Below are 23,976 nucleotides of genomic sequence, written 5' to 3'. Positions count from 1 at the left end.
AAGCCTGACGGGGCCTACGGGTTAGGCTCGCCTCCGTGAGTACCTGCGTGACGACCTCCCGAGAACTGGACGAGCCTCTCGCCGGGACCGCCGCCACCGCCAGGACATGGCTTCTGCTGGAGCAGCCGGGCCCCTGGGGCGCGAAGGCGCTGACGAGCAGCAACCTGGACCCCGGACTCGGCCGCGCCCTGGAGGCGGCCGCACAGGGCACTGGTGTCCGCATCGCGCTCATCCGCCGCCCCGGCCGCCACCCCGAGGCCGAAACGCCGCCCCGGCAGCGGACGCACCAGGTGTACGCGGCGCACACCGCGCCGGGCCGCACCTGGCTGCGCTCCGCCGTGACGGACGACCCCCGGCGGCTGCTCGACCTCGACTTCGCCGCCCTCGGCGCGGGCGACCACGGCGGCTTCGGCGCCCCGCACACCGGCGCCCCGCTGGCCCTTGTCTGCACCAACGGCAAACGGGACCGCTGCTGCGCCGTGCTCGGCAGACCGCTCGCCGCCGAACTGGCCGCCACGGGAGAAGAGGGAGTCTGGGAGATCACCCACCTGGGCGGCCACCGCTTCGCGCCCACGGTGCTCGTCCTCCCCCACGGCTACGCGTACGGCAGGACTGAGGCACACGCCGTCAAGGAGATACTCGCGGCGGTCCGTGCGGACCGGGTGGTCATCGAGGGCTGCCGGGGCGGCTCCGCGTGGGAACGGCCGGGACAGGCGGCCGAGCTCGCGGTGCGCCGGGCGACGGGTGAGGAGGCCGCAGGCGCCCTGGACGTCATCCGCACGGAGGAGACGGACGGGCACTGGGAGGTCACCGTCGCGCACACCGACGGCCGCCGTTGGCAGGTCACGCTCGCCCGCGCCGCCGCACTGCCGCCCCGTCCGGAAAGCTGCGGCGCGGCCCTCAAGACGCCCGCGCGGATGGACGTGGTGGCGGTACGGGGACTTCCGGGGGCGTAGGAGATCCGCGCCACACTGACTTCGGCGCAGCCCGCTCGCGGCCTTACCGTTCGTAGACATGACCCCGACCCCTCCCGCGCGACGCCGCCGCCTCGGTCTGCCGCGGCGTGTGTTCTCGCAGGTGCTGCTGATGCAGCTGGCGATCGCCGCCGGGGTCGCGGTGCTCGCCACCGGCCTCTTCCTCGCGCCCCTCGGCGATCAGCTCGATGACCAGGCCATGCGCCGCGCGCTCGCCATCGCGCAGACGACGGCGGCCCACCCGGAGATGGCCGGGGACCTCAAGGCCTCGCGGCCCACGGCCGACGGACCCGTCCAGGCGGCGGCCGACCGGATCCGCAGGGCCAGCGGCGCCGAGTACGTAGTGATCATGAACAAGGAAGGCGTGCGCTGGTCCCACACCGATCACGACCAGATCGGCAAGGTCGTCTCGACGGACCCCAGCGACGCCCTCGCGGGCCGCGAGGTCATGGAGATCGACAACGGCACTCTGGGCCGCTCGGCACGCGGTAAGGTGCCGCTGCGGGACGCCGACGGGAACATCGTGGGCGCGGTCTCCGTAGGCATCGCATACGACAGCGTGCGGGCCATCCTGGTGCACGCCATCCCCGAGCTGCTCGCCTACGCGGGCGGCGCGCTCGCCGTCGGGGCGATCGCCGCCTACCTGATCTCGCGGCGCGTCCAGCGGCAGACCCGTGACCTTGCTTTCTCCGATATCTCGGCGCTCCTCGCGGAACGCGAGGCCATGCTGCACGGCATCCGCGAGGGCGTCGTGGCCCTGGACCGGGCCGGCCGTATCCGGCTGCTCAACGACGAGGCGCAGCGGCTCCTCGGCCTCGGTGCGGAGGCGATCGGGCAGCCGCTGGACGGCGCCCTGGGCCCCGGGCGCACGACCGACGTCCTCGCGGGCCGGGTCACCGGCACCGACCTGCTGACCGTCCGCGGCCAGCGCGTACTGGTCGCCAACCGGATGCCCACCGATGACGGCGGCGCCGTCGCCACCCTGCGCGACCGCACGGAGCTGGAACAGCTCGGCCGCGAGCTCGACTCCACCCGCGGTCTCATCGACGCCCTGCGCGCCCAGGACCACGAGCACGCCAACCGTATGCACACGCTTCTCGGCCTGCTCGAACTGGAGATGTACGAGGAGGCCGCCGAGTTCGTCGGCGAGGTGGCCGGGGCCCACCGGGTGACCGCCGAGCAGATCACGGAGAAGATCCGCGATCCGCTGCTCGCGGCGCTCCTGGTCGGCAAGGCCACGGTCGCCGCGGAGCGGGGCGTCACGCTCTTCGTGCCGTCGGACACCGCGCTGCCCGACCGGCTCGTCGATCCCGGCGGCCTCGTCACGATCGTCGGCAACCTCGTCGACAACGCGCTCGACGCCGCCGCGGGCACCCGCCACGCGCGCGTGGAGGTCGCTCTGCGCGCCGAGAGCCGTTCCGTCGTCCTCAGGGTGCGCGACACCGGGCCCGGGGTGCCCGCCGAGCGGCGCGAGACGATCTTCACGGAGGGCTGGTCCACCAAGGAGCCGCCCGCGCACGGCAAGCGCGGCATCGGCCTCGCCCTGGTCCGCAGGCTCGCCGAACGGCAGGGCGGCAGCGCCCGGGCGGGCGAGGCGCCCGAGGGCGGCGCGGAGTTCACCGTGGTCCTGCCCGAAGCGCTCACGGAGTCCGCGTTCGCCGCCACGGAGGAGACACATTGATCGAGGTTCTTGTCGTTGACGACGACGTCCGGGTCGCGGACGTCAACGCCGCCTACGTCGCGAAGATCCCCGGCTTCCACGTCGCCGCCAAGGCCCACAGCGCCGCCGAGGCGCTACGGCTCGTCGAGGGCCTCCCCGTGGACCTGGTGCTCCTCGACCACTATCTGCCGGACGAGACGGGCCTCTCGGTCGTCCGCAGGCTGCGCGAGCGCGGCCACCAGACCGACGTGATCATGGTGACGGCGGCGCGCGACGTGGCCACGGTCCAGGCCGCGATGCGGCACGGCGCACTTCAGTACCTGGTCAAGCCGTTCTCCTACGCGGGCCTGCGCGCCAAGCTCGACGCGTACGCGACGCTGCGCCGCACACTGGACGGCGGAGGCGAGGCCGAACAGGCGGAGGTCGACAAGATCTTCGGCGCTCTCTCGGCCACCGCGGCACCGGAGCTTCCCAAGGGCCATTCCCCCACCACGGCGGAGCTCGTACGCCGGGCCCTGATGGCCGCTGAGGGCCCGCTCTCCGCGGCGGAGCTGGCGGACCTCACCCAGCTCAGCCGGCAGACGGCACAGCGCTATCTGAAGCTCCTGGAACGCACGGGCCGGGTCAGGCTGAGCCTCAGGTACGGCGACACCGGCCGCCCCGAGCACCGCTACGAGTGGGCCGCGAGCAGCTGACCCTCACGCCGCTCCGGCCCCCGTCAGCGAACGCACCTCGGTCTCGGCGTGCTTCGCCTCGTCGGCCGGTTCACGCGAGGTCAGCGTGCCGAACCAGCCCGCGAGGAAGCCCAGCGGAATGGAGACCAGGCCGGGGTTCTCCAGCGGGAAGTACTGGAAGTCCACACCGGGGAAGAGGGACCCGGGCTCCCCGGAGACCACCGGCGAGAGCACGACGAGCACGAGCGCGGGCAGCAGCCCCCCGTACACCGACCACACCGCGCCCCGCGTGGTGAAGTCGCGCCAGAACAGCGAGTACAGCAGCACGGGCAGGTTGGCGGAGGCCGCCACCGCGAAGGCGAGCCCGACGAGGAAGGCGACATTGAGATCGCGGGCGAGCAGGCCGAGCCCGATCGCGACCACGCCGATCCCGGCCGCGGCGACCCGCGCCACCGCCACCTCACCGCGCGGCTTGCCGCCGCGCCGCCGCAGGGACGCGTACAGGTCGTGGGCCACCGACGCCGAGGAGGCCAGCGTGATCCCGGCGACCACGGCGAGGATCGTCGCGAAGGCGATGGCCGCGACGATCGCGAACAGGATCGTTCCTCCCGTGGAATCCGCGCCGCCGCCCAGATCCAGCGCGAGCAGCGGAACCGCCGTGTTCCCCGCCGCGTTCGACCCCCGCACCGCGTCGGATCCCACGATCGCCGCCGCACCAAAACCGAGCACGATCGTCATCAGATAGAAGCCGCCGATGAGGCCGATGGACCAGACGACCGACCGGCGGGCCGCCCGCGCCGTCGGCACGGTGTAGAAGCGGGACAGGATGTGCGGCAGCCCCGCGGTACCGAGCACCAGCGCGAGCAGCACGGTCAGGAGCAGCCCGCCGGCGATCCCCAGCGGGGAGGTGGCGAGGCAGTACAGGGCCTCGGCCCCGGCCCGCCGGGTGAACGGGCCGCCGAGGGCGGCCCGGATGATCTCGCGCTGGTGCATGGCGCCCAGTGTCGCCGTCGTGCGGTGGGGCGGGAACACGGCTGACCCTGATCTTGTCCGGGGGTTGTCCCCCAGGGGACAGGTCTCATCCGCCGAGCGTGCCCGCCTCCTTCTCGCGGCCCGTCAGGGCGATGACCGCCGCTCCGGCCAGACAGGCGGCGCCGCCCACGAGATAGGCGAGGTGATAGCCGCCGAGCCTGTCGTCGCGCGTCGCCGCGGCGAGGACCATGACGGCCACGCCGACGCTGGCGCCGATCTGCTGGGCCACCACGTTCACGGCCCCGGCGACCGCGTGGCCCTCCGGCGCGACACCGGTGGGTACACACACCCGCCGGTGGATCCGCGAGGCCGTCGAGGCGGGCGGCTGCGAGTTCGCCGAGGAGATCACCGGCCGGATCCCGAAGACGACGATCTGCAGCCTGCTCGGGGTGCCCGAGGAGGACCGGGAGTATCTGCTCGGCCTGACCAAGGCCGCGCTGCGTCTGTCAAGCCCGAACTCATCGCGCTGCCGGGGTCGGTGCGGGTCAACGGGAGCAAGTGGGCGCTGCACGGGAGCTGAGCCCGGGGGCTTCCGGCCCGGGGTGTTCCGCCCCGGCCGGGAGCCCTACGCGGCGGGGTCCCGGTCCGAGCCCGGCCATACGTAGGGCAGGTCGTCGGGCACGCCGGGGAAGCGTTCGGCGTAGAACTCCGGGGCCTTGCGCACCAGAGCCGACTGGTGGCTGATGTGGAAGGCCTCGTCGCCCAGCCAGAACGGCAGCTCACCCGCGTCCGCGAGCTCCGCCTGCGCCCGCACCGGGGCGCCCGGGCGGTGACCGGTGAAATCCGTGAGCATCGTCGTGGCGCAGGTGTCCGCCCGCCCCTCCGACACCCACAGCGCGCACATGTCCAGGCCGTAGCGGACCAGGGCCTCCTCGTACCCGATCCACATGCGCACCGCCGGATGGTTCCGCCACCCGTACCCGGGCACGGTGAGCCCGCGCAGCACCTGAAGCGCCTCGACCCGCTGCTTGCCGAGCCGCGCCTGGTCAAGAACCGCGGCGGACCGCGTGAAGTCGGGGTACGGAAGAAAGGTCTGCACACAGCATGCCTACCGCGCCGGGGCCGGTCTCAGACGGGCGGTTCGGGTGCACCCCGCCGCGCGCGGTGCCGTCGGATGCCGCGCGCGGTGCCGTCCGTACGCCTACGGCAGCGGTGCGCCGCGGGCGGTGGTCCAGAGGGTGTACCACTCCTCGTGGGTCAGGCCCGGTTCGCGGTCGACGGCGTCGCGGCAGGCGCGGATGCGTTCGGGGCGGCTGGTGCCGATGACCGGGGCGATGCGGGCCGGGTGGCGCTGGAGCCACCACAGCAGGATCGTCTCCGGCGTGGTGCCCTTGGTCTCGGCCAGGGCGGCGACCAGGCGGGCGGTCGGGGAGTCCTGGGCCGCGGTGTAGCGGCCCTGGGCCAGGGCGCCCCAGGCCTGGAGCTGGATCCTGTGGGCGTGGCAGTACTCAAGGGTCCCGTGCGGGAAGCCGTTGCCCGTCGCCGCCTCGGTGTTGAGCAGGACGCCCGACTCGACCCAGTCCCGGTCGGCGAGGCTCATCTCCAGCTGGTCGGCGACCAGGGGCACGTCGAGGAAGGACTGGAGGAGCGCGATTTGTGCGCCGCTCATGTTCGACACGCCGAAGGCGCGCACCAGGCCCTGGGCGTGCAGGGAGGTCAGCGCCTCCGCGATCTCCTCGGGGTCCGTCAGCGGATCGGGCCGGTGCAGGAGCAGGACGTCGAGCACATCGGTGCGCAGCCGCGTGAGGCTCTCCTCGACGCGCCGCACGATGGTCTTGGCCCGCAGGTCGTACATGCCGGGGAGGCCGCCGTCGGCCTGGCGGATGCCGCACTTGGTCTGGAGGACGACACGGTCCCGCAGCCCGGGTGCCCTGGCGAGCACTTCGCCGAAGACCGCCTCGGCCTTGCCGCGCCGGTAGATGTCGGCGTGGTCGAACGCCGTGATCCCGATGTCGAGCGCCGCCTCGACGGCGGCCTCGGCCTGGGCGATGTGTTCGGCGGTGCAGGGCGCGTCGTCCCAGGTGCCGCCGAGCCCCATGCATCCGTACAGCGGTCGCGTGGTGCGGTTGTCGGTCCGCGCTGTCATCTCGCTCCTTCCGTCCTGGCCGCCGGGGCGGGCCGCCGGTCGCGCCGTACCTCGCACACCGGCTCCGGCGGTCCGCCCGCGAGCCTGCCACAGAGGCGTGCCGCTAGCGTCGGCCCGACGCCGTCGAGTCCCGTACGACCAGTTCCGGCATGAACACGAACTCGCTGTGCGGGGCCGGGGTGCCGCCGATCTCCTCCAGGAGCGTGCGGACCGAGGCCTGGCCCATCGCCTGGACGGGCTGGCGGACGGTGGTCAGCGGCGGGTCGGTGAACGCGATGAGGGGGGAGTCGTCGTACCCCACCACCGACAGGTCGCGGGGCACGTCGAGGCCCCGCTCCCGCGCGGCGCGCACCGCCCCGAGCGCCATCATGTCGCTGGCGCAGACGATCGCCGTGCAGCCCCTGTCGATCAGCGTCCCGGCCGCGGCCTGACCGCCCTCCAGGGTGTAGAGGGAGTGCGCGATCAGCTCGTCGGCGTCCTCGTCGGAGAGCCCGAGGTGTTCCCGCACCCCGGCGCGGAAGCCCTCGATCTTGCGGACGACGGGCACGAAGCGCCTGGGCCCGACGGCGAGGCCGATGCGCGTATGCCCCAGGGAGGCGAGGTGCGCGACGGCCAGCCGGGCCGCGGCCCGGTCGTCGGTGGAGATGAAGGGCGCCTGCACCGCGGGGGAGAAGCCGTTGACCAGGACGAAGGGAACGCCCTTGCCGCGCAGCACTTCGTAGCGCTCCATGTCGGCGGTGGTGTCGGCGTGCAGCCCGGAGACGAAGATGATGCCGGAGACCCCCCGGTCGACGAGCATCTCGGTCAGCTCGTCCTCGGTGGAGCCGCCGGGGGTCTGCGTGGCGAGTACGGGGGTGTAGCCCTGGCGGGTCAGGGCCTGCGCGATGACCTGCGCGAGCGCGGGGAAGATCGGGTTGTCGAGCTCGGGCGTGATCAGGCCGATGAGCCCCGCACTGCTGCGGTGGCGCAGCCGCGTGGGGCGCTCGAAGCCGAGCATGTCGAGGGCGGCGAGGACGGATTCGCGGGTGGCCGCGGCCACTCCGGGCTTGCCGTTGAGCACACGGCTGACGGTGGCTTCGCTCACCCCCGCCTGCGCTGCGATGTCGACGAGCCGTGCGGTCATGGCCTGGACTGTACCGGGCGCGCGGCCGAATGCCCAAGGCCTTGCAGGGTCCTTGCAGAGCTTGCAGCGACGCATATGAGAGCGCACAGCCGTTCTGAGCGGCCTGTCAACGGCTCCGATGGCAACCGTAGGGACACACGACGGTAACGATCAGCATGCCTTGCAGAAAGTTCCCGCAAGGTCTTTCGGTGGGTTTTCAATCCTGTTACGTTCCGTGGCAACCCGGCGCCGCCTCCAGTGCGGCTCGCTGGAGGCGCCTCTCGCCGAGGTTCCGCCTCCCCTTGTCCTCGGGTTCAGTCGAAGGAGTTCACATGCGGCGTGGCATAGGGGCCACCGCGCTGGTCGCGGCCCTGACCTTGACGGCGGCAGCGTGCGGTGGTGACGACGGTGACAGCGGCAAGAAGAGCTCGGGCGAGCTCTCCGGCACGGTCACTTTCTGGGACACCTCGAACGACGCCGAGAAGGGGACCTACGAGAAGCTCGCCAAGGGCTTCGAGAAGCTGCACCCCGACGTCAAGGTCAACTACGTGAGCGTCGCGTTCGGCGAGGCCAACGCCAAGTTCAAGAACGCCGCGGGCGGCAACTCCGGCGCCCCCGACGTGATGCGCACCGAAGTCGCCTGGGTCGCGGACTTCGCCAACCTCGGCTACCTCGCGCCGCTTGAGGGCACCGCCGCGCTCGACAAGCCCGAGGACTACCTGCCGCAGGCGGCGGCCAGCACCAAGTTCAAGGGCAAGACCTACGCGGTCCCGCAGACCATCGACACCCTGGCGCTCTTCTACAACAAGAAGATGCTCAAGAAGGCCGGTGCCGAGGTGCCCACCACCTTCGACGAGGTGAAGTCCGCCGCGAAGAAGATCAAGTCGAAGACCGGCAGGACCGGTCTCTACCTGCGCGGCGACGACCCGTACTACTACCTGCCCTACCTCTACGGAGAGGGCGGCGACCTCCTCGACACCAAGAACAAGAAGGTCAGGGCCGACGACCCCGAGGGCGCCGCCGCGTTCGAGGTGATGAAGGACCTGGTCGACTCCAAGGCGGCCACCACCGACGCGAGCGACGGCTACAACAACCAGCTCAACGCCTTCAAGGACGGCGACGTCGCGATGGCCCTGGACGGCCCCTGGTCCATCGAGGGCGCCATGAAGGGCAAGGAGTTCAAGGACGACAAGGGCAACCTCGGCGTCGCCCCCGTCCCCGGCGGCAGCGACCGCCAGGCCTCCCCGCAGGGCGGCTGGAACCTCGCCGCCTACGCGGGCTCCGGCAACCTCGACGCGAGCTATGAGTTCATCAAGTACATGAGCTCGGCCAAGGTGCAGCAGCAGACCACCGAGCAGCTCAGCCTGCTGCCCACCCGCAAGTCCGTCTACGACGTGCCGTCCGTCAAGGACAACCAGATGGTGCAGTTCTTCAAGCCGGCCGTCGACAAGTCCGTGGAGCGGCCCTGGATTCCCGAGGCCAACGCGCTCTTCGAGCCGATCCGCCTCCAGATGGAGAAGGTGCTCAGCGGCAAGACCTCGCCCGACGGCGGGGCGAAGGGTGTCGGCGACGCCTACCGCAAGCTGCTGAAGGACTACAAGTAAATGGCTGTTGACAGCAGCCCGTCGCCGGCCGAGGCCGCGGACGCCCCGGGCGCCCGCGGCCGCGGCCGGCCGGCCGGCACCACCGGCGAGAGCCCCGGCCGCCTGCGCCGGGCGCTCTCCACCCACTGGTACGCCTGGGCCATGGTCGCCCCCGTGGTGGCCGTGATCGGCGTGATCATCGGCTACCCCCTGGTGCGCGGCCTCTACCTGTCCACGACCGACGCCAACGAGGCGAACGTCGAGCGCACCATCGGCGTCAACCACATCCCGGCGACGTACAAGTCGGTCGGCCTGGACAACTACACCGCGGTCCTCTCAGACGGCGTCTTCTGGGACCGGCTGACCTGGACCGTCATCTGGACCGTCTCCTGTGTCGCGCTGTCCTTCGCGCTCGGCCTGGCCCTGGCGAACATGCTCAACCGCAGGATGGCGGGGCGCTCCTTCTACCGGATGGCGCTGATCCTGCCCTGGGCGGTGCCCGCGTTCGTCTCCGTCTTCACCTGGCGGCTGATCTTCAACGAGAAGAACGGCATCCTCAACAAGCTGCTCGCGGGCGGCGGCATCGACGCCGTCCCGTGGCTGAACGACCCCACCTGGGCCAAGATCTCCGTCATCACGGTCAACGTCTGGCTCGGTGTGCCGTTCATGCTGGTCGCCATGCTCGGCGGACTCCAGTCCATCCCGGGCGAGCTGTACGAGGCCGCGGAGATGGACGGCGCCAACGCCTGGCAGCGCTTCCGGCACATCACCCTGCCCGGCCTGCGCTCCGTCAGCAGCACGGTGATCCTCATCAGCGGCATCTGGACCTTCAACATGTTCCCGGTGATCTTCCTGCTCACCCGGGGCGGTCCGGGGGACGCCACCGAGATCCTGGTGACGTACGCCTACCGGCTCTCCTTCGTCGTCAGCCCCCGCGACTTCGCGGGCTCCGCCGCCTGGGGCGTCATCATTCTGCTGCTCCTTTCGCTCTTCGCGGTGGTCTACCGCCGCGCGCTCCGCAAGCAGGGAGAGGTGTGGTGACCTCCATGAACGACACCGTGCACGACATCGTGAACGACACCGCGGACGACACGAAGACCCGGCCGACGCGCCGGATCAGGGGCCGCGGCGAGCGCGGGCCGCTGGCCTCCGCGGCGCTGCACGTGACCCTGCTGATCGCCTCCGCCGTGGCGGTGCTGCCGCCGCTGTGGCTGCTGATCACCTCGTTCAAGCCGCAGAGCGAGGCCTTCTCCACCGACGTGGTCAAGGACTTCACCCTCGGCAACTACGCGCACGTCGTCAACGACACCGAGTTCCTGAGCTGGGTCGGCAACTCGCTGCTCGTCGTGGGCCTCACCACGGTGATCGGCGTCTTCATCTCCGCGACCACCGGATACGCCGTCAGCCGCTTCAGGTTCCCCGGCATGCGGCCCCTGATGTGGCTGCTGCTCATCACCCAGATGTTCCCCGTCGCGGTGCTCATCGTGCCGCTGTACAACCTCCTCGCGAGCCTCGGCCTGCTCAACCAGCCGATCGGCCTGGTCGTCACGTACCTGACGATCGCGGTGCCCTTCTGCGCCTGGATGATGAAGGGGTACTTCGACACCATCCCGGTGGAGATCGACGAGGCGGGGCGGGTCGACGGACTCAACCCGTTCGGCACCTTCTGGCGGCTCATCATGCCGCTGGCCAAGCCCGGCCTCGCCGTCACCGGCTTCTACAGCTTCATCACGGGCTGGGCCGAAGTCGCGTACGCCTCCGCCTTCATGACCGGCGAGGAGAACCTCACCCTGGCGGGCGGCCTCCAGACCTTCGTCAACCAGTACACGAGCGACTGGGGCTCCCTGACGGCCTCCGCCGTGATCGTCGCGGTGCCCGCCGCGGTGATCTTCGGGTTCGTCCAGCGCCACCTCGTCGGCGGCCTCACCGCCGGAGCGACGAAGTCCTGACGCGGCCCCCGTACCGACACGACCTCCCCACTCACGACCTCAGGGAAGACATGACCCAGCATCTCGCCGCCCCTGCGGCCCCCGCCTCCGGCACCCACGCGGACTGGTGGCGCGGCGCGGTGATCTACCAGGTCTATCCGCGCAGCTTCGCCGACGGCAACGGTGACGGAATGGGCGACCTGGAAGGCATCCGTAGCCGCCTTCCCCACCTGCGCGACCTCGGCGTCGACGCCGTCTGGCTCAGCCCCTTCTACTCCTCGCCGCAGGCCGACGCCGGTTACGACGTCGCCGACTACCGCGCCATCGACCCGATGTTCGGCAGTCTCCTGGACGCCGACGCGCTGGTGCGCGACGCCCACGCCCTGGGCCTGCGCATCATCGTCGACCTGGTGCCCAACCACTCCTCCGACCGGCACGACTGGTTCCAGCGGGCGCTGCGCGAGGGCCCGGGATCACCGCTCAGGGAGCGCTACCACTTCCGCGCGGGCAAGGGGGCCAACGGTGAACTGCCCCCCAACGACTGGGAGTCCATCTTCGGCGGCCCCGCCTGGACCCGCGTCGCGGACGGCGAGTGGTACCTGCACCTCTTCGCGCCCGAGCAGCCCGACTTCAACTGGGAACACCCGGCCGTCCACGACGAGTTCCGCTCCATCCTGCGGTTCTGGCTCGACATGGGCGTCGACGGCTTCCGCGTCGACGTGGCCCACGGCCTGGTCAAGGCCGAAGGGCTGCCCGACATCGGCGTCCACGACCAGCTCAGGCTGCTCGGCAACGACACCATGCCCTTCTTCGACCAGGACGGCGTCCACGAGATCTACCGGAGCTGGCGCAAGGTCCTCGCCGAGTACGCGGCGAACGAGACCGGGAGCACCGCCGAGGGGCAGGGCTCCGACACCGGCGGGCGCATCCTCGTCGCCGAGGCATGGACCCCCACGGTCGAGCGCTCCGCCGCGTACGTACGCCCCGACGAGATGCACCAGGCCTTCAACTTCCAGTATCTCGGCACCCACTGGGACGCCGCCGAGCTGCGCGAGGTCATCGACGTCTCGCTCGCCGCCATGCGGCCCGTGGGCGCCCCCGCCACCTGGGTGCTCTCCAACCACGACGTCACCCGCCACACCACGCGCTTCGCCAACCCGCCCGGCCTCGGCACCCAGCTCCGCACCGAGGGCGACCGCGCGCTCGGCCTGCGGCGCGCCCGCGCGGCGACGCTCCTGATGCTGGCCCTGCCCGGCTCCGCCTACCTCTACCAGGGCGAGGAGCTCGGCCTTCCGGACGTCACCGACCTGCCCGACGAGGTACGCCAGGACCCCTCGTTCATCCGGGCCAGCGGCCAGGACGGCTTCCGCGACGGGTGCCGCGTGCCCATCCCGTGGACCGTCGACGGACCGAGCCACGGCTTCGGCACCGGCGGCAGCTGGCTGCCGCAGCCCGCCGACTGGGGCGGCTACAGCGTCGAGGCGCAGACCGGCGACCCCGCCTCCACCCTTGAGCTGTACCGGAGCGCGCTCGCCGTGCGGCGTACGCAGCCGGGGCTCGGCCAGGGCGAGGCGCTCGAGTGGCTCGACGCGCCCGAAGGCGTCCTCGCCTTCCGCAGGGACGGCTTCGTGTGCACCGCCAACACCACCGGAGCCACCGTGCGGCTGCCGGCCCCCGGCCGGGTCCTGCTGGCCAGCGCCGAGGTGGCGTGCGCCGACGGCAAGGCCGAACTGCCGGCCGACACCACCGTCTGGTGGGCGGTGTGACCCTGGCCCTGCCGCGATCCTCCGAACCGGGGGATCGCGGCGCCCCGCGCCTCGCCGACATCGCCGCCCAGTCCGGGGTCAGCGAGGCCACCGCGAGCCGGGTGCTCAACGGCAGGCCCGGGGTGGCCGCGGGCACCCGGCGCCGGGTCCTCGCGGCCCTCGACGTCCTCGGTTACGAGCGCCCGACGCGGCTGAAGCGGCACAGCGCGGGGCTCGTCGGGCTCGTCATCCCCGAACTCAGCAACCCGATCTTCCCCGCCTTCGCGCAGGTCATCGAGCAGGTCCTGGCCGGGCACGGCTACACCCCGATGCTCTGCACCCAGATGCCCGACGGCGCCTCCGAGGACGAACTGGTCGAGCAGCTCGAAGAGCGCCGGGTCAGCGGCATCGTCTTCCTCTCCGGCCTGCACGCCGACACCACGGCAGACCCCGCCCGCTATCTCGAACTGGCCGCCCGGGGTGTGCCGTTCGTGCTCATCAACGGCTACAACGAGCACATCCCCGTCTCCTTCGTCTCGCCCGACGACCGCGCCGCCGCGCGCATCGCCGTACGCCACCTCGCCGACCTCGGGCACGAGCGCATCGGGCTGGCCATCGGACCGACCCGCTACGTTCCCTCGCTGCGCAAGGCCGAGGGGTTCACGGCCGCGCTGCACGACCTGCTCGGCGTGGCGCCCGCGGCGGCCGAACGGCTGGTGCAGCGGACCCTGTTCACCGTCGAGGGCGGGCACGCGGCGGCCAGCGCACTCCTCGACCAGGGGTGTACGGCGATGGTCTGCGGCAGCGACATGATGGCGCTCGGCGCCGTCCGCGCCGCACGCCAGCGGGGCCTTTCGGTGCCCGGCGACGTCTCCGTGGTCGGCTTCGACGACTCGCCCCTGATCGCGTTCACGGACCCGCCGCTCACCACGGTGCGCCAGCCGGTCCAGGCGATGGCGTCCGCCGCGGTGGGGGCGCTCCTTGAGGAGATGCACGGAAACCCCGTGCAGCACACGGAGTTCGTCTTCCAGCCGGAGCTTGTGGTGCGCGGTTCCACGGCAGGCCCGCGCCGCTGAGGCCCCGGTCCGCACGGCCGGGCGCGTGGGGCCCGCCGAAACGGAACCCCCGGCCGAGCGGACCGGAGTCGTGGTTGAACGTAACACCGTAGCAACACCTTGCGAAAGGTCTTGCGTCGTATGACGTCCGGAGAAACCGGGGCTGAAGCGAAGGTGTGCGCGGAGGGTTGACCCCGGTTCACGGGGGTCGTACGGTCTCGACCGAAAACCTCGTTGCAATCTTGCTGCAACATCCTTCAAGGGCCTTACGGGCACGGCGCGTTGCCGGACAAGGTCACACCTCACTCATGGAGGAGGCCCCCCATGGCAGGCCGGAAGACCAGAGTCCGGGCAGGGCGGAAGAACAGCGTCCGCAGACCGCTGGCGGGCGCGCTCGCCCTCGCGGCGGCCGTCGCGGGCGGCCTCGTCGCCGGAGCACCGCAGGCCCAGGCCGCGCCGCCCGGCGGCAAGGACGTCACCGCCGTGCTCTTCGAGTGGAAATTCACCTCGGTGGCCAGGGCGTGCACCGAGCGGCTCGGCCCCGACGGCTACGGCTACGTCCAGGTCTCGCCGCCCCAGGAGCGCATCCAGGGCGAGACCTGGTGGACCGCCTACCAGCCCGTCAGCTACAAGATCGGCTCCCGCCTCGGGGACCGGACCGCGTTCAAGAACATGGTCAGCACCTGCCACGCGGCGGGCGTCAAGGTCGTCACCGACGCGGTGATCAACCACATGACGAACGCCTCCGGCACCGGCTCCGCGGGCTCCGTCTTCACCAAGTACGACTACCCGGGTACGTACTCGGGCGCCGACATGGACGACTGCCGGTCGAACATCAGCAACTACCAGGACCGGGGCAACGTCCAGAACTGCGAACTGGGCGGTCTCGCCGACCTCGACACCGGCGAGGAGTACGTGCGCGGCAGGATCGCCGCCTACCTGAACGACCTCATCTCGCTGGGCGTCGACGGGTTCCGGATCGACGCGGCCAAGCACATGCCCGTGAACGACCTGAAGAACATCAAGTCCCGCCTCAGCAACCCCCACGTCCACTGGAAGCAGGAGACCATCTACGGGGCGGGCGAGGCGGTCTCGCCGAGCGAGTACACCGCCACCGGAGACCCGCAGGAGTTCCGCTACGGGTGGGACCTCAAGCGGGTCTTCAACAACGAGAAGCTCGCCTACCTCAAGAACTTCGGCGAGGGCTGGGGCTACCTGCCGAGCGCCACGTCCGCCGTCTTCGTCGCCAACCACGACACCGAGCGGCACGGCCAGACCCTCAGCTACAAGGACGGCGCCAACTACACCCTCGCGCACGTCTTCATGCTCGCCCTGCCCTACGGCTCGCCCGACGTGCAGTCCGGCTACGAGTTCAGCGACATCGACGCCGGGCCGCCCAACCGCGGCGAGGTGAAGGCCTGCTACAGCGACGGCTGGAAGTGCCAGCACGCCTGGCCGGAGATCCGCAGCATGGTCAAGTTCCGCAATGTCTCGCGGGGCGCGGGGATGACCGACTGGTGGGACAACGGCAATGACGCCATCGCCTTCGGGCGGGGCGACAAGGCGTACGTGGTGATCAACCACGAGGGCTCCGCCGTGCGGCGGACCTTCCAGACCTCGCTTGCCGCGGGCGGCTACTGCGATGTGCAGAGCGGGAAGGTCGTCACCGTGAACGGGTCGGGGCAGTTCACCGCTTCCGTCGCTTCCAACACCGCGCTGGCGTTGCATGTGGGGGCGCGGTCCTGCTGAGCGCCTGTCGGCGCGGATGACGTCCTTGCGGTGCGGGCCGCCTGGCCTATTGCCTTGCTGGCCGGGTGGCCCGTACCGCCTCGGGGCGCTGCCCCGGACCCCGCTCCTCAATCGCCGGAGGGGCTGACTTGTGCCCTGATCTCCCCGTCACCCACTTAGGAGACTCCTCTTGACCCGCCCCCTCCTCACCACCGCTCTCGCTCTGCTCGCCGTTGTCGTGCCCCTCGCGTCCTCCGTCGCCGTCGCGCCCGGGGTGGCCGTAGCCGACGAGGCGGTCGGGGCCATCGATGTGGGCAAGGCGCGGGCCCAGTGGATCGACCGGGACACCCTTGCCTGGGATGTGCCCGACTCCGCCGCCGCGCGTCAGGCGCTGGTGTACTCGGCCGACGGGGGGCTGACCGTGCGCGGCGGGGAGCTGGCCGGTGAGGGGCGGCGGATACGGCTCGCCCCCGTCCGGGGCGGGCTCACCGACGCGCAGCGGGCGAAGTACCCGCRCCTGAAGAGCTACGCGGCCTTCACCGTCGATCCGCGCGACCGTGACGTCGTACGCCAAGCCCTCAGGGGGCAGGTCCTCGCGGTCCGTGAGGACGCCGCCGACGGTGAGCTGCTCGGCGCCACCGGCGTCCAGACCCAGGGCGTCCTCGACGACCTGTACGGCGCCGCCGCGACCAAGGCGGAGCTGGGCCCGCGCTTCCACGGCGGCAGGACCACGCTCGCCGTCTGGGCGCCCACCGCCCGGTCCGTCGCGCTCGAACGCGGCGGCAGGACCGTGCCCATGCGGCGCGACGACGCCAGCGGCGTGTGGTCGGTGTCCGGGCCCGCGTCCTGGTCGGGCGCGTCCTACCGGTACGTCGTGAAGGTGTGGGCGCCCAGTGTGGGGGAGGTGGTCAGCAACAGGGTGACCGATCCGTACTCCACCGCCCTCACCGCCGACTCCGCCCGCAGCATCGCCGTCGACCTCGACGACCCGAGGCTCGCCCCGGCGGGCTGGCAGCGGCTCAGGAAGCCGGAGGCGACGCCGCTGCGCGACGCGCAGATCCAGGAGCTGCACATCCGGGACTTCTCCATCGAGGACCGCACCTCCCGCCACCCCGGCAGGTACCTCGCGTTCACGGACACGGCGTCCGACGGCATGAAGCACCTGCGCGAGCTGGCCGGAGCCGGTACGTCGTACGTGCATCTGCTGCCCGCCTTCGACTTCGGGACCGTTCCCGAGCGGGACGGCGAGCAGCACGCGCCCGCCTGCGACCTGGAGACGTTCGCCCCCGACTCCGAGGAGCAGCAGGCGTGCGTCGGCGCGAGCACCGCCGACGACGGCTACAACTGGGGCTACGACCCGGTGCACTACACCGTGCCCGAGGGCAGCTACGCCAGTGACCCCGACGGGACCCGGCGGACCGTGGAGTTCCGGCAGATGGTCCAGGGCCTGAACCGGACCGGCCTGCGCACCGTCATGGACGTCGTCTACAACCACACCGTCGCGAGCGGCCAGGCCGACAAGTCCGTCCTCGACAAGATCGTGCCCGGCTACTACCAGCGGCTCCTCGACGACGGGACGGTCGCCACCTCGACGTGCTGCGCGAACACCGCGCCCGAGAACGCCATGATGGGCAAGCTCGTCGTCGACTCCGTGGTCACCTGGGCCAGGGAGTACAAGGTCGACGGCTTCCGCTTCGACCTGATGGGCCACCACCCGAAGGCCAACATCATGGCCGTGCGGAAGGCCCTTGACGCGCTGACCCCGAAGAAGGACGGGGTCGACGGAGAGAAGATCATCCTCTACGGGGAGGGCTGGAACTTCGGCGAGGTCGCCGACGACGCCCGCTTCGTCCAGGCCACGCAGAAGAACATGGCGGGCACCGGCGTCGCCACCTTCTCCGACCGCGGCCGTGACGCCGTGCGCGGCGGCGGCCCCTTCGACGAGGACCCCGGAGTCCAGGGCTTCGCGAGCGGCCTCTACACCGACCCCAACGCCTCGAAGGCGAACGGCACCGAGGCCGAGCAGAAGGCCCGGCTGCTGCACTACCAGGACCTGCTGAAGGTGGCCCTCACCGGCAACCTGGCCGCATACCGGTTCACCGACTCGGCGGGCCGCGAGGTGCGGGGCTCGGAGGTCGACTACAACGGCGCACCCGCCGGATACGCGGCGGCGCCCGGCGACGCCCTCTCCTACGCCGACGCGCACGACAACGAGGCGCTCTACGACGCCCTCGCCTTCAAGCTCCCCGCGGACACCCCACCGGCCGACCGGGCACGCATGCAGGTGCTCGCCATGGCGACCGCGACCCTGGCCCAGGGCCCCTCGCTCTCCCAGGCGGGCAGCGACCTGCTCCGCTCGAAGTCCCTGGACCGCAACTCCTTCGACAGCGGCGACTGGTTCAACGCCATCCACTGGAGCTGCCGGGACGGCAACGGCTTCGGGCGCGGGCTGCCGCCGGCCGCCGACAACAAGGCCAAGTGGGGCTACGCCAAGCCCCTGCTGGCCTCCGCCGCCCTGAACCCGGGCTGCCGGGAGATCGCCGGGGCGTCGGCCGCGTACCAGGACCTGGTCAGGGTGCGCGCGAGCGAGCCCGCCTTCTCACTGCGGACGGCCGCCGAGGTCCAGTCCCGGCTCTCCTTCCCGCTCTCCGGCACCCCCGGGGAGACGCCGGGTGTCGTCACCATGCGGGTCGGCGACCTCGTGGTCGTCTTCAACGCGACGCCGGAGCGGCGGAGCCAGCGCGTGACGGGCCTCGCGGGCACCGGCTACCGGCTGCACCCCGTACAGGCCGAGGGCGCCGACGCCGTGGTCAGGACGGCCTCGTACGAGCGGAGGTCCGGCACGTTCGGCGTCCCGGCCCGTACGGTCGCGGTCTTCGAGCGGCGCTGAGGCCGCGCCCCGTCAGTGGGCGATGCCGTCGATCAGCTCCCGCGCCCCCTGGCGCAGCAGCGCGACGGCCACCGACGTGCCCAGGGTGGCCGGGTCCAGCGGGCCCGCCCACTCGTGGGCGTTGAGCACGGTCTTGCCGTCGGGAGTGAAGACGCAGGCGCGCAGGGAGAGGTCGCCGCCCCGCTCGGAGCGGGCGTACCCGGCGATGGGGGAGTTGCAGTGGCCCTGGAGCACGTGCAGGAACATGCGCTCCGCGGTCGCCTCGCGCCAGGCGTCCCGGTCGCCGAGGTCGGTCACCGCCTCGATGGTGGCGGTGTCGTCCTCGCGGCACTGAAGGGCCAGGATGCCCGCGCCGATCGGCGGGCACATCGTCTCCGCCGACAGGACCTCGCTGGCCAGGTCGGGGCGGCCGATGCGCTCAAGGCCGGACTGGGCGAGCAGCAGCGCGTCCGCGTCGCCCGCGGCCAGCTTCTCCAGGCGGCGGCCCGCGTTGCCCCGCATGGGCACGCACTCCAGCTCGGGGTGCGAGGCGGCGAGCTGTGCGCGGCGGCGCACCGACGAGGTGCCGATGCGGGTACCGGCGGGCAGCTCGTCCAGGGTGAGACCGCCGGGGTGGATCAGGGCGTCCCTGATGTCGTCGCGCTTGAGGAACGCGGCGAACGTCGTTCCCGCAGGGAGCGGCCGGTCCGCCGGTACGTCCTTCACGCAGTGCACCGCGAGATCCGCCTCGCCCGCGAGCAGCGCGGCGTCGACCTCCTTGGTGAAGGCCCCCTTGCCGCCCAGCTGCGCCAGGTCGCCCATCCAGCGGTCGCCCGAGGTCGTGACCGGTACGACCTCGGTGCGGATGCCGGGGTGCAGCGCGGCGAGTTCGGCGCGGACGCGCTCCACCTGGGCCAGGGCCATGGGGGAGGAGCGGGAGACGATGCGGATGAGTTCAGGAGCGGACATGCGCCATACGATAGGGCTTCGCGGGGGCCGCTCACGCACATGTCCCGTATCCGAGCGGTCCGGCAAGGGGCCGCAGCGGTAACCCAGTTGGCCGAGCCGCCGGTGAGGTGCGCGGAGCGCCGGGGCGCCCGCGCTCCGCATGCGGGTGTCCGGGGTGCCTCATAGCGTTGGGGGGACGAGGCGCGGCCGAGCGCGTCCGTGCCCGGGAGGCCCCGCATGTCCCTTCCCGCCGCGTCACCGGAACACCGGGACGCCGTCGGTCTCGCGCCCATGACGGCCACCCATCTGGCCGATGTCCTCGCGCTGGGGCGCAGGGTCTACGACACCTCCGTGAAGCCGTACACGTCCTGGTCGCTCTCGGCCATCGCGGGCCACCTCGACAGCGAGGCGTCGGCCTGCTGGGTGGCGCTCGACGGCGAGCGGCTCGCCGGGTTCGTGCTCGGTTCGATGGGCTTCGACCAGCGCCCGGAGTGGGGCAACCTGGAGTGGATCGCCTGCGCCCCCGAGTACCAGGGCCGGGGCATCGCGAGCCGCCTGGTCAAGGCCTGCTGCGCGACCCTCACGGAGGCGGGCGCGGACGCCGTGGTGACCGACGTGGAGTCCCGCAACACCGCTTCGGCCGCGTTGATGCGGAGCAACGGCTTCGAGGCGAGCGTGTCGGTGACGCTCTTCGTACGCGAGAACGGGCTAGGCGCCTGAGGCGTCCCGGGCGCCGGGCTCCAGCGGCGGGGACTGCACGCCCAGGCACGTCCTGCACTGGGTCTCGTTGCCCGTCTCGGCGTGCCAGTCCGCGGGGCTCGGCCTGATGAAGAGCGCCGCCGCGGCCGCCGCGAGGGCGAACAGGCCCGCGCAGACCACCGCCGCCCTGCCGAACGCGGTGTTGAGCGCGTCCGGGTCCGCGTACGCGGTGCCGGAGAGCCCGACCACGAGCGGCAGTCCCGCGACGACGAGCAGTTGCGCGATGCGGGCCGCCGTGTTGTTGACGCCGCTGGCGAGACCGGCACGCCCGGCGTCGACGGAGGCGAGCACGGTCGCCGTCAGGGGCGCCACGAACACGCTCATCCCGAGGCCCAGGACGACCACGGCGGGGAGCACCTCGGTGACATAGCCCGCGCCGGGCCGGACGCGCAGCATCAGCAGGACCCCGGCGGCGGCCACCAGCGGTCCGGCGACGAGCGGGAGCCGGGGGCCGAGGCGCCGGGCCACATCGCCCGCGGAGGCGGAGAGCAGCAGCATCAGGACGGTGATCGGCAGCGTCGCCGTGCCCGCTCGCAGGGCGTCGTAGCCCAGCGTCGTCTGGAGCTGGACCGGCAGCATGAACAGGATGCCGCCGATGGCCGCGTACAGGCAGAGCGTCATCACGTTGGCGGCGGTGAACAGCCGGGAGGAGAACAGGCTCAGCGGCAGCATCGGGTCCCGCCTGCGGTGCTCCACGTACACGAAGGCGGCGCCGGAGGCGAGTCCGAGCAGGCCGGGCAGGACCATGGCCGCCGTCGAGGCGTCGCCGGAGGCGCCGATGAGCGAGAAGCTGACGCCCGCGAGGAACAGCGCCGCGAGGCACGCGCCCGGCACGTCGAAGGGCCGCTGGGCGGCGCCCTCGTCCCGGCTCTCGGGGACGTGGCGTGCCGCGAGCAGCACAAGCAGGGCCAGCGGCACATTGATCAGGAAGATCCACCGCCACCCCGGCCCGTCGATCAGCCAGCCCCCGAGGAACGGCCCGACCGCACCCGCCACACCGCCCGTCCGCTCCTCCTACGGCGCCGACGGCCCTGGCCTGGTCGTCGGGCCGGTAGGAGGAGCGGACCAGGGCCAGTGAGCCGGGGGTGAGCAGCGCGCCGCCGACGCCTTGCAGGGCGCGCGCGGCGATCAGCGTGCCCGCGTCCTGGGCGAGACCGCAGAGCGCGGACGCCGCGGCGAACCAGATGGCCCCGACGACGAGAATGCGGCGCCGCCCGACGCGGTCCCCGAGCGCCCCGCCGAGCAGCAGCAGCGCCGAGAGGGTGAGCATGTAGGCGCTGACGACCCACTGGAGCGCGGAGATCGACGTGTCGAGGTCCCTGCCGAGCGTGGGCAGCGCGACATTGACCACGGTGCCGTCGAGCATCGCCATGCCCGAGGCCAGGACCGCGCACGCGAGGATCCAGCGCCCGCGTGCGGACGCCAGCGCGACGCCGTCCCGGCCCTGACCGGCGCTGGCCGGAGCCATCGGGTCCCCTCTCACATGTGGATGGCCCCGCCGTCCGTCCGGTGGGCGGCCGGGGCTCCTCTGCGGTACAGGACGACCGTAACGACCAGGCCGATGGCGAAGAAGAGGGCCGACCACCAGAACGCGGTCGAGTACGACTGCATGGCCGCCTGCGCCTGTACCTGCGGGGACGGCTTCTTGCCCACCAGGTAGTCCGAGGCAGCGGTGGTCGCGAGGGTATTGAGCAGGGCCGTGCCGATGGAACCGCCCACCTGCTGGCAGGTGTTGACCATGGCGGAGGCCACGCCCGCGTCATGTGCGGCGACTCCGGCCGTGGCCATGCTCATGGCCGGGGCGAAGATGAGGCCGAGCCCGAGCCCGGCCACCAGGAGCGGCGGCAGGACGTGGGCGGCGTATCCGCTCGTGGTGTCCAGGGCGGTCAGCCAGGCCATGCCCGCGGCGGCGAGACCCATGCCGAGCGGCACGATCGGCTTCGCGCCCACCCGGGGCACCAGGATGTTCGTGGTCACCACCGACGCCACCACCATCACGGCGACCATCGGCAGGAAGGCGAGGCCGGTCTTGACCGGCGTGTACCCGAGGATCTGCTGCAAGTAGTACGTCAGGAACAGGAAGACGCCGAACATGCCCGCGCCGGAGATGAACATGGCCAGGAACGACGCCCCGCGGTCCCGGTCGAGGACGACGCGCAGCGGGAGCAGCGGGTGTGCGGCCCGTGTCTGCCACCAGGCGAAAGCCGCGACGAGCACCGCGCCGATCACCAGGAACCCCCAGGTCAGAAACGCGCTCCAGGGGTGCTTCTCGGCGTTGGAGAAGCCGTAGACGATGCAGAAGAGACCGGCGGAGACGAGCACCGTGCCGGGCACGTCCAGCTTCGGCCGGTCCGGGGGAGCGCCCGCGTGCAGCAGGCGTGCGCCGCCGAGAATGGCGACCACGGCGAAGACGCAGTTCACGTACAGGCACCAGCGCCAGTCCAGGTACTCGGTCAGCACGCCGCCGAGCAGCAGTCCGACGGCGCCGCCCGTGCCCGCGATGGCGCCGTAGATGCCGAAGGCCTTGGCGCGCTCCTTGGGGTCGGTGAACGTGGTCGTCAGGAGTGAGAGGGCGGCCGGTGCGAGGAGCGCCCCGAACACGCCTTGCAGCGCGCGGGCCGCCACCAGCATGGAGAAGCTGCCCGCCGCGCCGCCGATCGCGGAGGCGACGGCGAACCCGGCGAGTCCGGCGAGGAAGACGGCTTTGCGGCCCACCAGGTCGGCGATGCGCCCGCCGAGCAGCAGCAGCGAGCCGAAGGCCAGGGCGTAGGCGGTGACGATCCACTGCCGGTTGCCGTCGCTGAACCCGAGGTCCCGCTGGGCGGAGGGCAGTGCGATGTTCACGATGGTCGCGTCGAGGACGACCATGAGCTGGGCGATGCCGATCACCGCGAGGATCTGCCAGCGGTGCTCGTGACGCCCGCCCCCGGTGTGCGGTGCGGGCCGGGCCCCGGCCTCCGGCCGTGACGTGGGGACGGAACCCCGCGTCGAACCTGGTTCGCGGTCCATGGTGCCTCCCAACACCCCCGCACCACGCTAGAGCCACTGGTGGGAGGCCGCGACCCGGCGGCCGGGGCCCCGGCCGCCGGGTCGCCGGTCACGCGAGGCGCTCCGCCGCGAGCAGCAGCGCGCCCACCCGCTCCCTGGCACGCGCCACCCGGGAGCGCACCGTCCCCACCGGGCAGCCGACGGCCGCGGCGGCGTCCGCGTACGGCAGGCCGACGAGCTGGGTCAGCACGAACGCCTCGCGGCGGGGTGCGTCGAGGGCGGCCAGCAGGTCGAGCAGGGCCACGCCCTCCTCGAAGCCGGGCAGACCGCGCGGCTGGGCCCGCTCGGCGGTGGCCTGCCAGTCGCCGGTGTCGCAGATCCGGGGCCGGGCCGCCGCCGTGCGGAAGCGGTCGGCGACGGTGCGCCGTGCGATGGCGAGCAGCCAGGCGCGGGCGCAGGAGCGTGCGGCGTAGCCGTGCAGCGAGGTCAGGGCGCGGAGGTAGGTCTCCTGGGTCAGGTCGTCGGCCGCGTGGGGGTCGCCGCCGAGATGCGCGACGAAGCGCCAGACGTCGCGCCGGGTGGCGCGCACGAACTGCTCGAACGCGTCGGAGTCGCCGTCGCGGGCGGCGAGGGCCCACTGGGTTATCAGCTCGTCCCGGGCCGCGTCGCGGCCGGGTCCGGGGTGCAGGAGGGCAGGAGTCATCGCAAGAGGTCCTTCGATGAGGAAAGTTCGGTGGGACGGCGCGGAACGCCGAAGATCCGCCCGGCACCTGGGGTGCGGGGCGGTGTCAGGAACTGGCCGGAAGGACCGGCGGACCTCTGCGGGAGACGGCGTGCTGGAGGAG

At 72.2% G+C, this 23,976-nt stretch carries 17 protein-coding genes and 3 pseudogenes; 11 read left to right on the top strand and 9 right to left on the bottom strand.

Translation table 11 applies throughout. The annotated features are described in order from the left end of the window. Window positions 1-35: 35 nt before the first annotated feature. From AB8Z36_RS04110 to AB8Z36_RS04100, 3 genes are read left to right on the top strand one after another with little or no spacing between them, the layout of a single operon-like run. Window positions 36-956: a sucrase ferredoxin gene (locus AB8Z36_RS04110; RefSeq protein WP_369211772.1), complete on the top strand. Its 921-nt coding sequence runs from the start codon at window positions 36-38 to the stop codon at window positions 954-956. Window positions 957-1,014: 58 nt separating this feature from the next. Next, on the top strand, window positions 1,015-2,655 hold the full coding sequence (locus AB8Z36_RS04105; protein WP_369211771.1) for an ATP-binding protein: 1,641 nt from the start codon (window positions 1,015-1,017) through the stop codon (window positions 2,653-2,655). Continuing rightward, a complete protein-coding gene (locus tag AB8Z36_RS04100) occupies window positions 2,652-3,329 on the top strand; it encodes a response regulator (RefSeq protein ID WP_369211770.1) in 678 nt (225 codons plus the stop codon). The genes AB8Z36_RS04105 and AB8Z36_RS04100 overlap by 4 nt, the downstream gene beginning before the upstream one ends. Window positions 3,330-3,332: 3 nt before the next feature. Here the strand turns inward: AB8Z36_RS04100 and AB8Z36_RS04095 are convergent. The 5 genes and pseudogenes from AB8Z36_RS04095 to AB8Z36_RS04075 form a co-directional block, all read right to left on the bottom strand. After that, a pseudogene (locus AB8Z36_RS04095) lies at window positions 3,333-4,172 on the bottom strand (solute symporter family protein); the annotation flags it as partial. Window positions 4,173-4,386: 214 nt separating this feature from the next. Continuing rightward, the gene (locus AB8Z36_RS04090; RefSeq protein ID WP_369211769.1) at window positions 4,387-4,629 is read right to left on the bottom strand and encodes a hypothetical protein; all 243 of its coding nucleotides are present in this window, start codon (window positions 4,627-4,629) and stop codon (window positions 4,387-4,389) included. 276 nt (window positions 4,630-4,905) lie between these two features. Continuing rightward, the gene (locus AB8Z36_RS04085) at window positions 4,906-5,379 is read right to left on the bottom strand and encodes an MSMEG_6728 family protein (RefSeq protein WP_369211768.1); all 474 of its coding nucleotides are present in this window, start codon (window positions 5,377-5,379) and stop codon (window positions 4,906-4,908) included. Window positions 5,380-5,481: 102 nt separating this feature from the next. Next, window positions 5,482-6,426: an aldo/keto reductase gene (locus AB8Z36_RS04080; protein WP_369211767.1), complete on the bottom strand. Its 945-nt coding sequence runs from the start codon at window positions 6,424-6,426 to the stop codon at window positions 5,482-5,484. A gap of 103 nt (window positions 6,427-6,529) precedes the next feature. After that, window positions 6,530-7,549, bottom strand: a complete 1,020-nt coding sequence (locus AB8Z36_RS04075) for a LacI family DNA-binding transcriptional regulator (protein WP_369211766.1) — start codon at window positions 7,547-7,549, stop codon at window positions 6,530-6,532. A gap of 311 nt (window positions 7,550-7,860) precedes the next feature. Between AB8Z36_RS04075 and AB8Z36_RS04070 the strand changes: the two genes are divergently transcribed. The 7 genes and pseudogenes from AB8Z36_RS04070 to pulA all read left to right on the top strand — a co-directional run bounded on the left by AB8Z36_RS04070 (window position 7,861) and on the right by pulA (window position 18,457). Then, window positions 7,861-9,132, top strand: a complete 1,272-nt coding sequence (locus tag AB8Z36_RS04070) for an extracellular solute-binding protein (protein ID WP_369211765.1) — start codon at window positions 7,861-7,863, stop codon at window positions 9,130-9,132. Then, the gene (locus AB8Z36_RS04065; protein WP_369211764.1) at window positions 9,133-10,152 is read left to right on the top strand and encodes a carbohydrate ABC transporter permease; all 1,020 of its coding nucleotides are present in this window, start codon (window positions 9,133-9,135) and stop codon (window positions 10,150-10,152) included. It abuts the gene before it with no gap. Window positions 10,153-10,157: 5 nt separating this feature from the next. Further along, window positions 10,158-11,060: a sugar ABC transporter permease gene (locus AB8Z36_RS04060; protein WP_369211763.1), complete on the top strand. Its 903-nt coding sequence runs from the start codon at window positions 10,158-10,160 to the stop codon at window positions 11,058-11,060. A gap of 50 nt (window positions 11,061-11,110) precedes the next feature. Further along, window positions 11,111-12,805 (top strand): glycoside hydrolase family 13 protein, encoded by a 1,695-nt coding sequence (locus AB8Z36_RS04055; protein WP_369211762.1) that lies wholly within the window; start codon window positions 11,111-11,113, stop codon window positions 12,803-12,805. Next, the gene (locus AB8Z36_RS04050; RefSeq protein WP_369211761.1) at window positions 12,793-13,860 is read left to right on the top strand and encodes a LacI family DNA-binding transcriptional regulator; all 1,068 of its coding nucleotides are present in this window, start codon (window positions 12,793-12,795) and stop codon (window positions 13,858-13,860) included. Before AB8Z36_RS04055 ends, AB8Z36_RS04050 begins: the two co-directional genes overlap by 13 nt. 303 nt (window positions 13,861-14,163) lie before the next feature. Next, window positions 14,164-15,585: pseudogene (locus tag AB8Z36_RS04045) on the top strand (alpha-amylase); the annotation flags it as partial. Window positions 15,586-15,757: 172 nt separating this feature from the next. Continuing rightward, the gene (gene pulA / locus AB8Z36_RS04040; protein ID WP_369211760.1) at window positions 15,758-18,457 is read left to right on the top strand and encodes a pullulanase-type alpha-1,6-glucosidase; all 2,700 of its coding nucleotides are present in this window, start codon (window positions 15,758-15,760) and stop codon (window positions 18,455-18,457) included. Window positions 18,458-18,469: 12 nt separating this feature from the next. Here the strand turns inward: pulA and hemC are convergent, their stop codons facing one another. Continuing rightward, window positions 18,470-19,405: a hydroxymethylbilane synthase gene (gene hemC, locus AB8Z36_RS04035; protein ID WP_369211759.1), complete on the bottom strand. Its 936-nt coding sequence runs from the start codon at window positions 19,403-19,405 to the stop codon at window positions 18,470-18,472. 216 nt (window positions 19,406-19,621) lie between these two features. On the opposite strand from hemC, the gene AB8Z36_RS04030 reads away from it, so the two are divergent. Continuing rightward, window positions 19,622-20,104, top strand: a complete 483-nt coding sequence (locus AB8Z36_RS04030) for a GNAT family N-acetyltransferase (RefSeq protein ID WP_369211758.1) — start codon at window positions 19,622-19,624, stop codon at window positions 20,102-20,104. Here AB8Z36_RS04030 and AB8Z36_RS04025 read toward each other — a convergent pair. The 3 genes and pseudogenes from AB8Z36_RS04025 to AB8Z36_RS04015 all read right to left on the bottom strand — a co-directional run bounded on the left by AB8Z36_RS04025 (window position 20,093) and on the right by AB8Z36_RS04015 (window position 23,834). Further along, a pseudogene (locus AB8Z36_RS04025) lies at window positions 20,093-21,611 on the bottom strand (MFS transporter). The gene AB8Z36_RS04030 and the pseudogene AB8Z36_RS04025 overlap by 12 nt on opposite strands. Window positions 21,612-21,622: 11 nt before the next feature. After that, a complete protein-coding gene (locus AB8Z36_RS04020) occupies window positions 21,623-23,152 on the bottom strand; it encodes an MFS transporter (RefSeq protein WP_369211757.1) in 1,530 nt (509 codons plus the stop codon). Window positions 23,153-23,240: 88 nt separating this feature from the next. Beyond that, window positions 23,241-23,834, bottom strand: a complete 594-nt coding sequence (locus AB8Z36_RS04015) for a sigma-70 family RNA polymerase sigma factor (protein WP_369211756.1) — start codon at window positions 23,832-23,834, stop codon at window positions 23,241-23,243. Window positions 23,835-23,976: the final 142 nt, after the last annotated feature.

The sequence above is a fragment of the Streptomyces flavofungini genome, from assembly GCF_041028215.1.
Classification (GTDB): Bacteria; Actinomycetota; Actinomycetes; order Streptomycetales; family Streptomycetaceae; genus Streptomyces; species Streptomyces flavofungini_B.
This window is presented reverse-complemented; position numbering and strand designations above follow the sequence as displayed.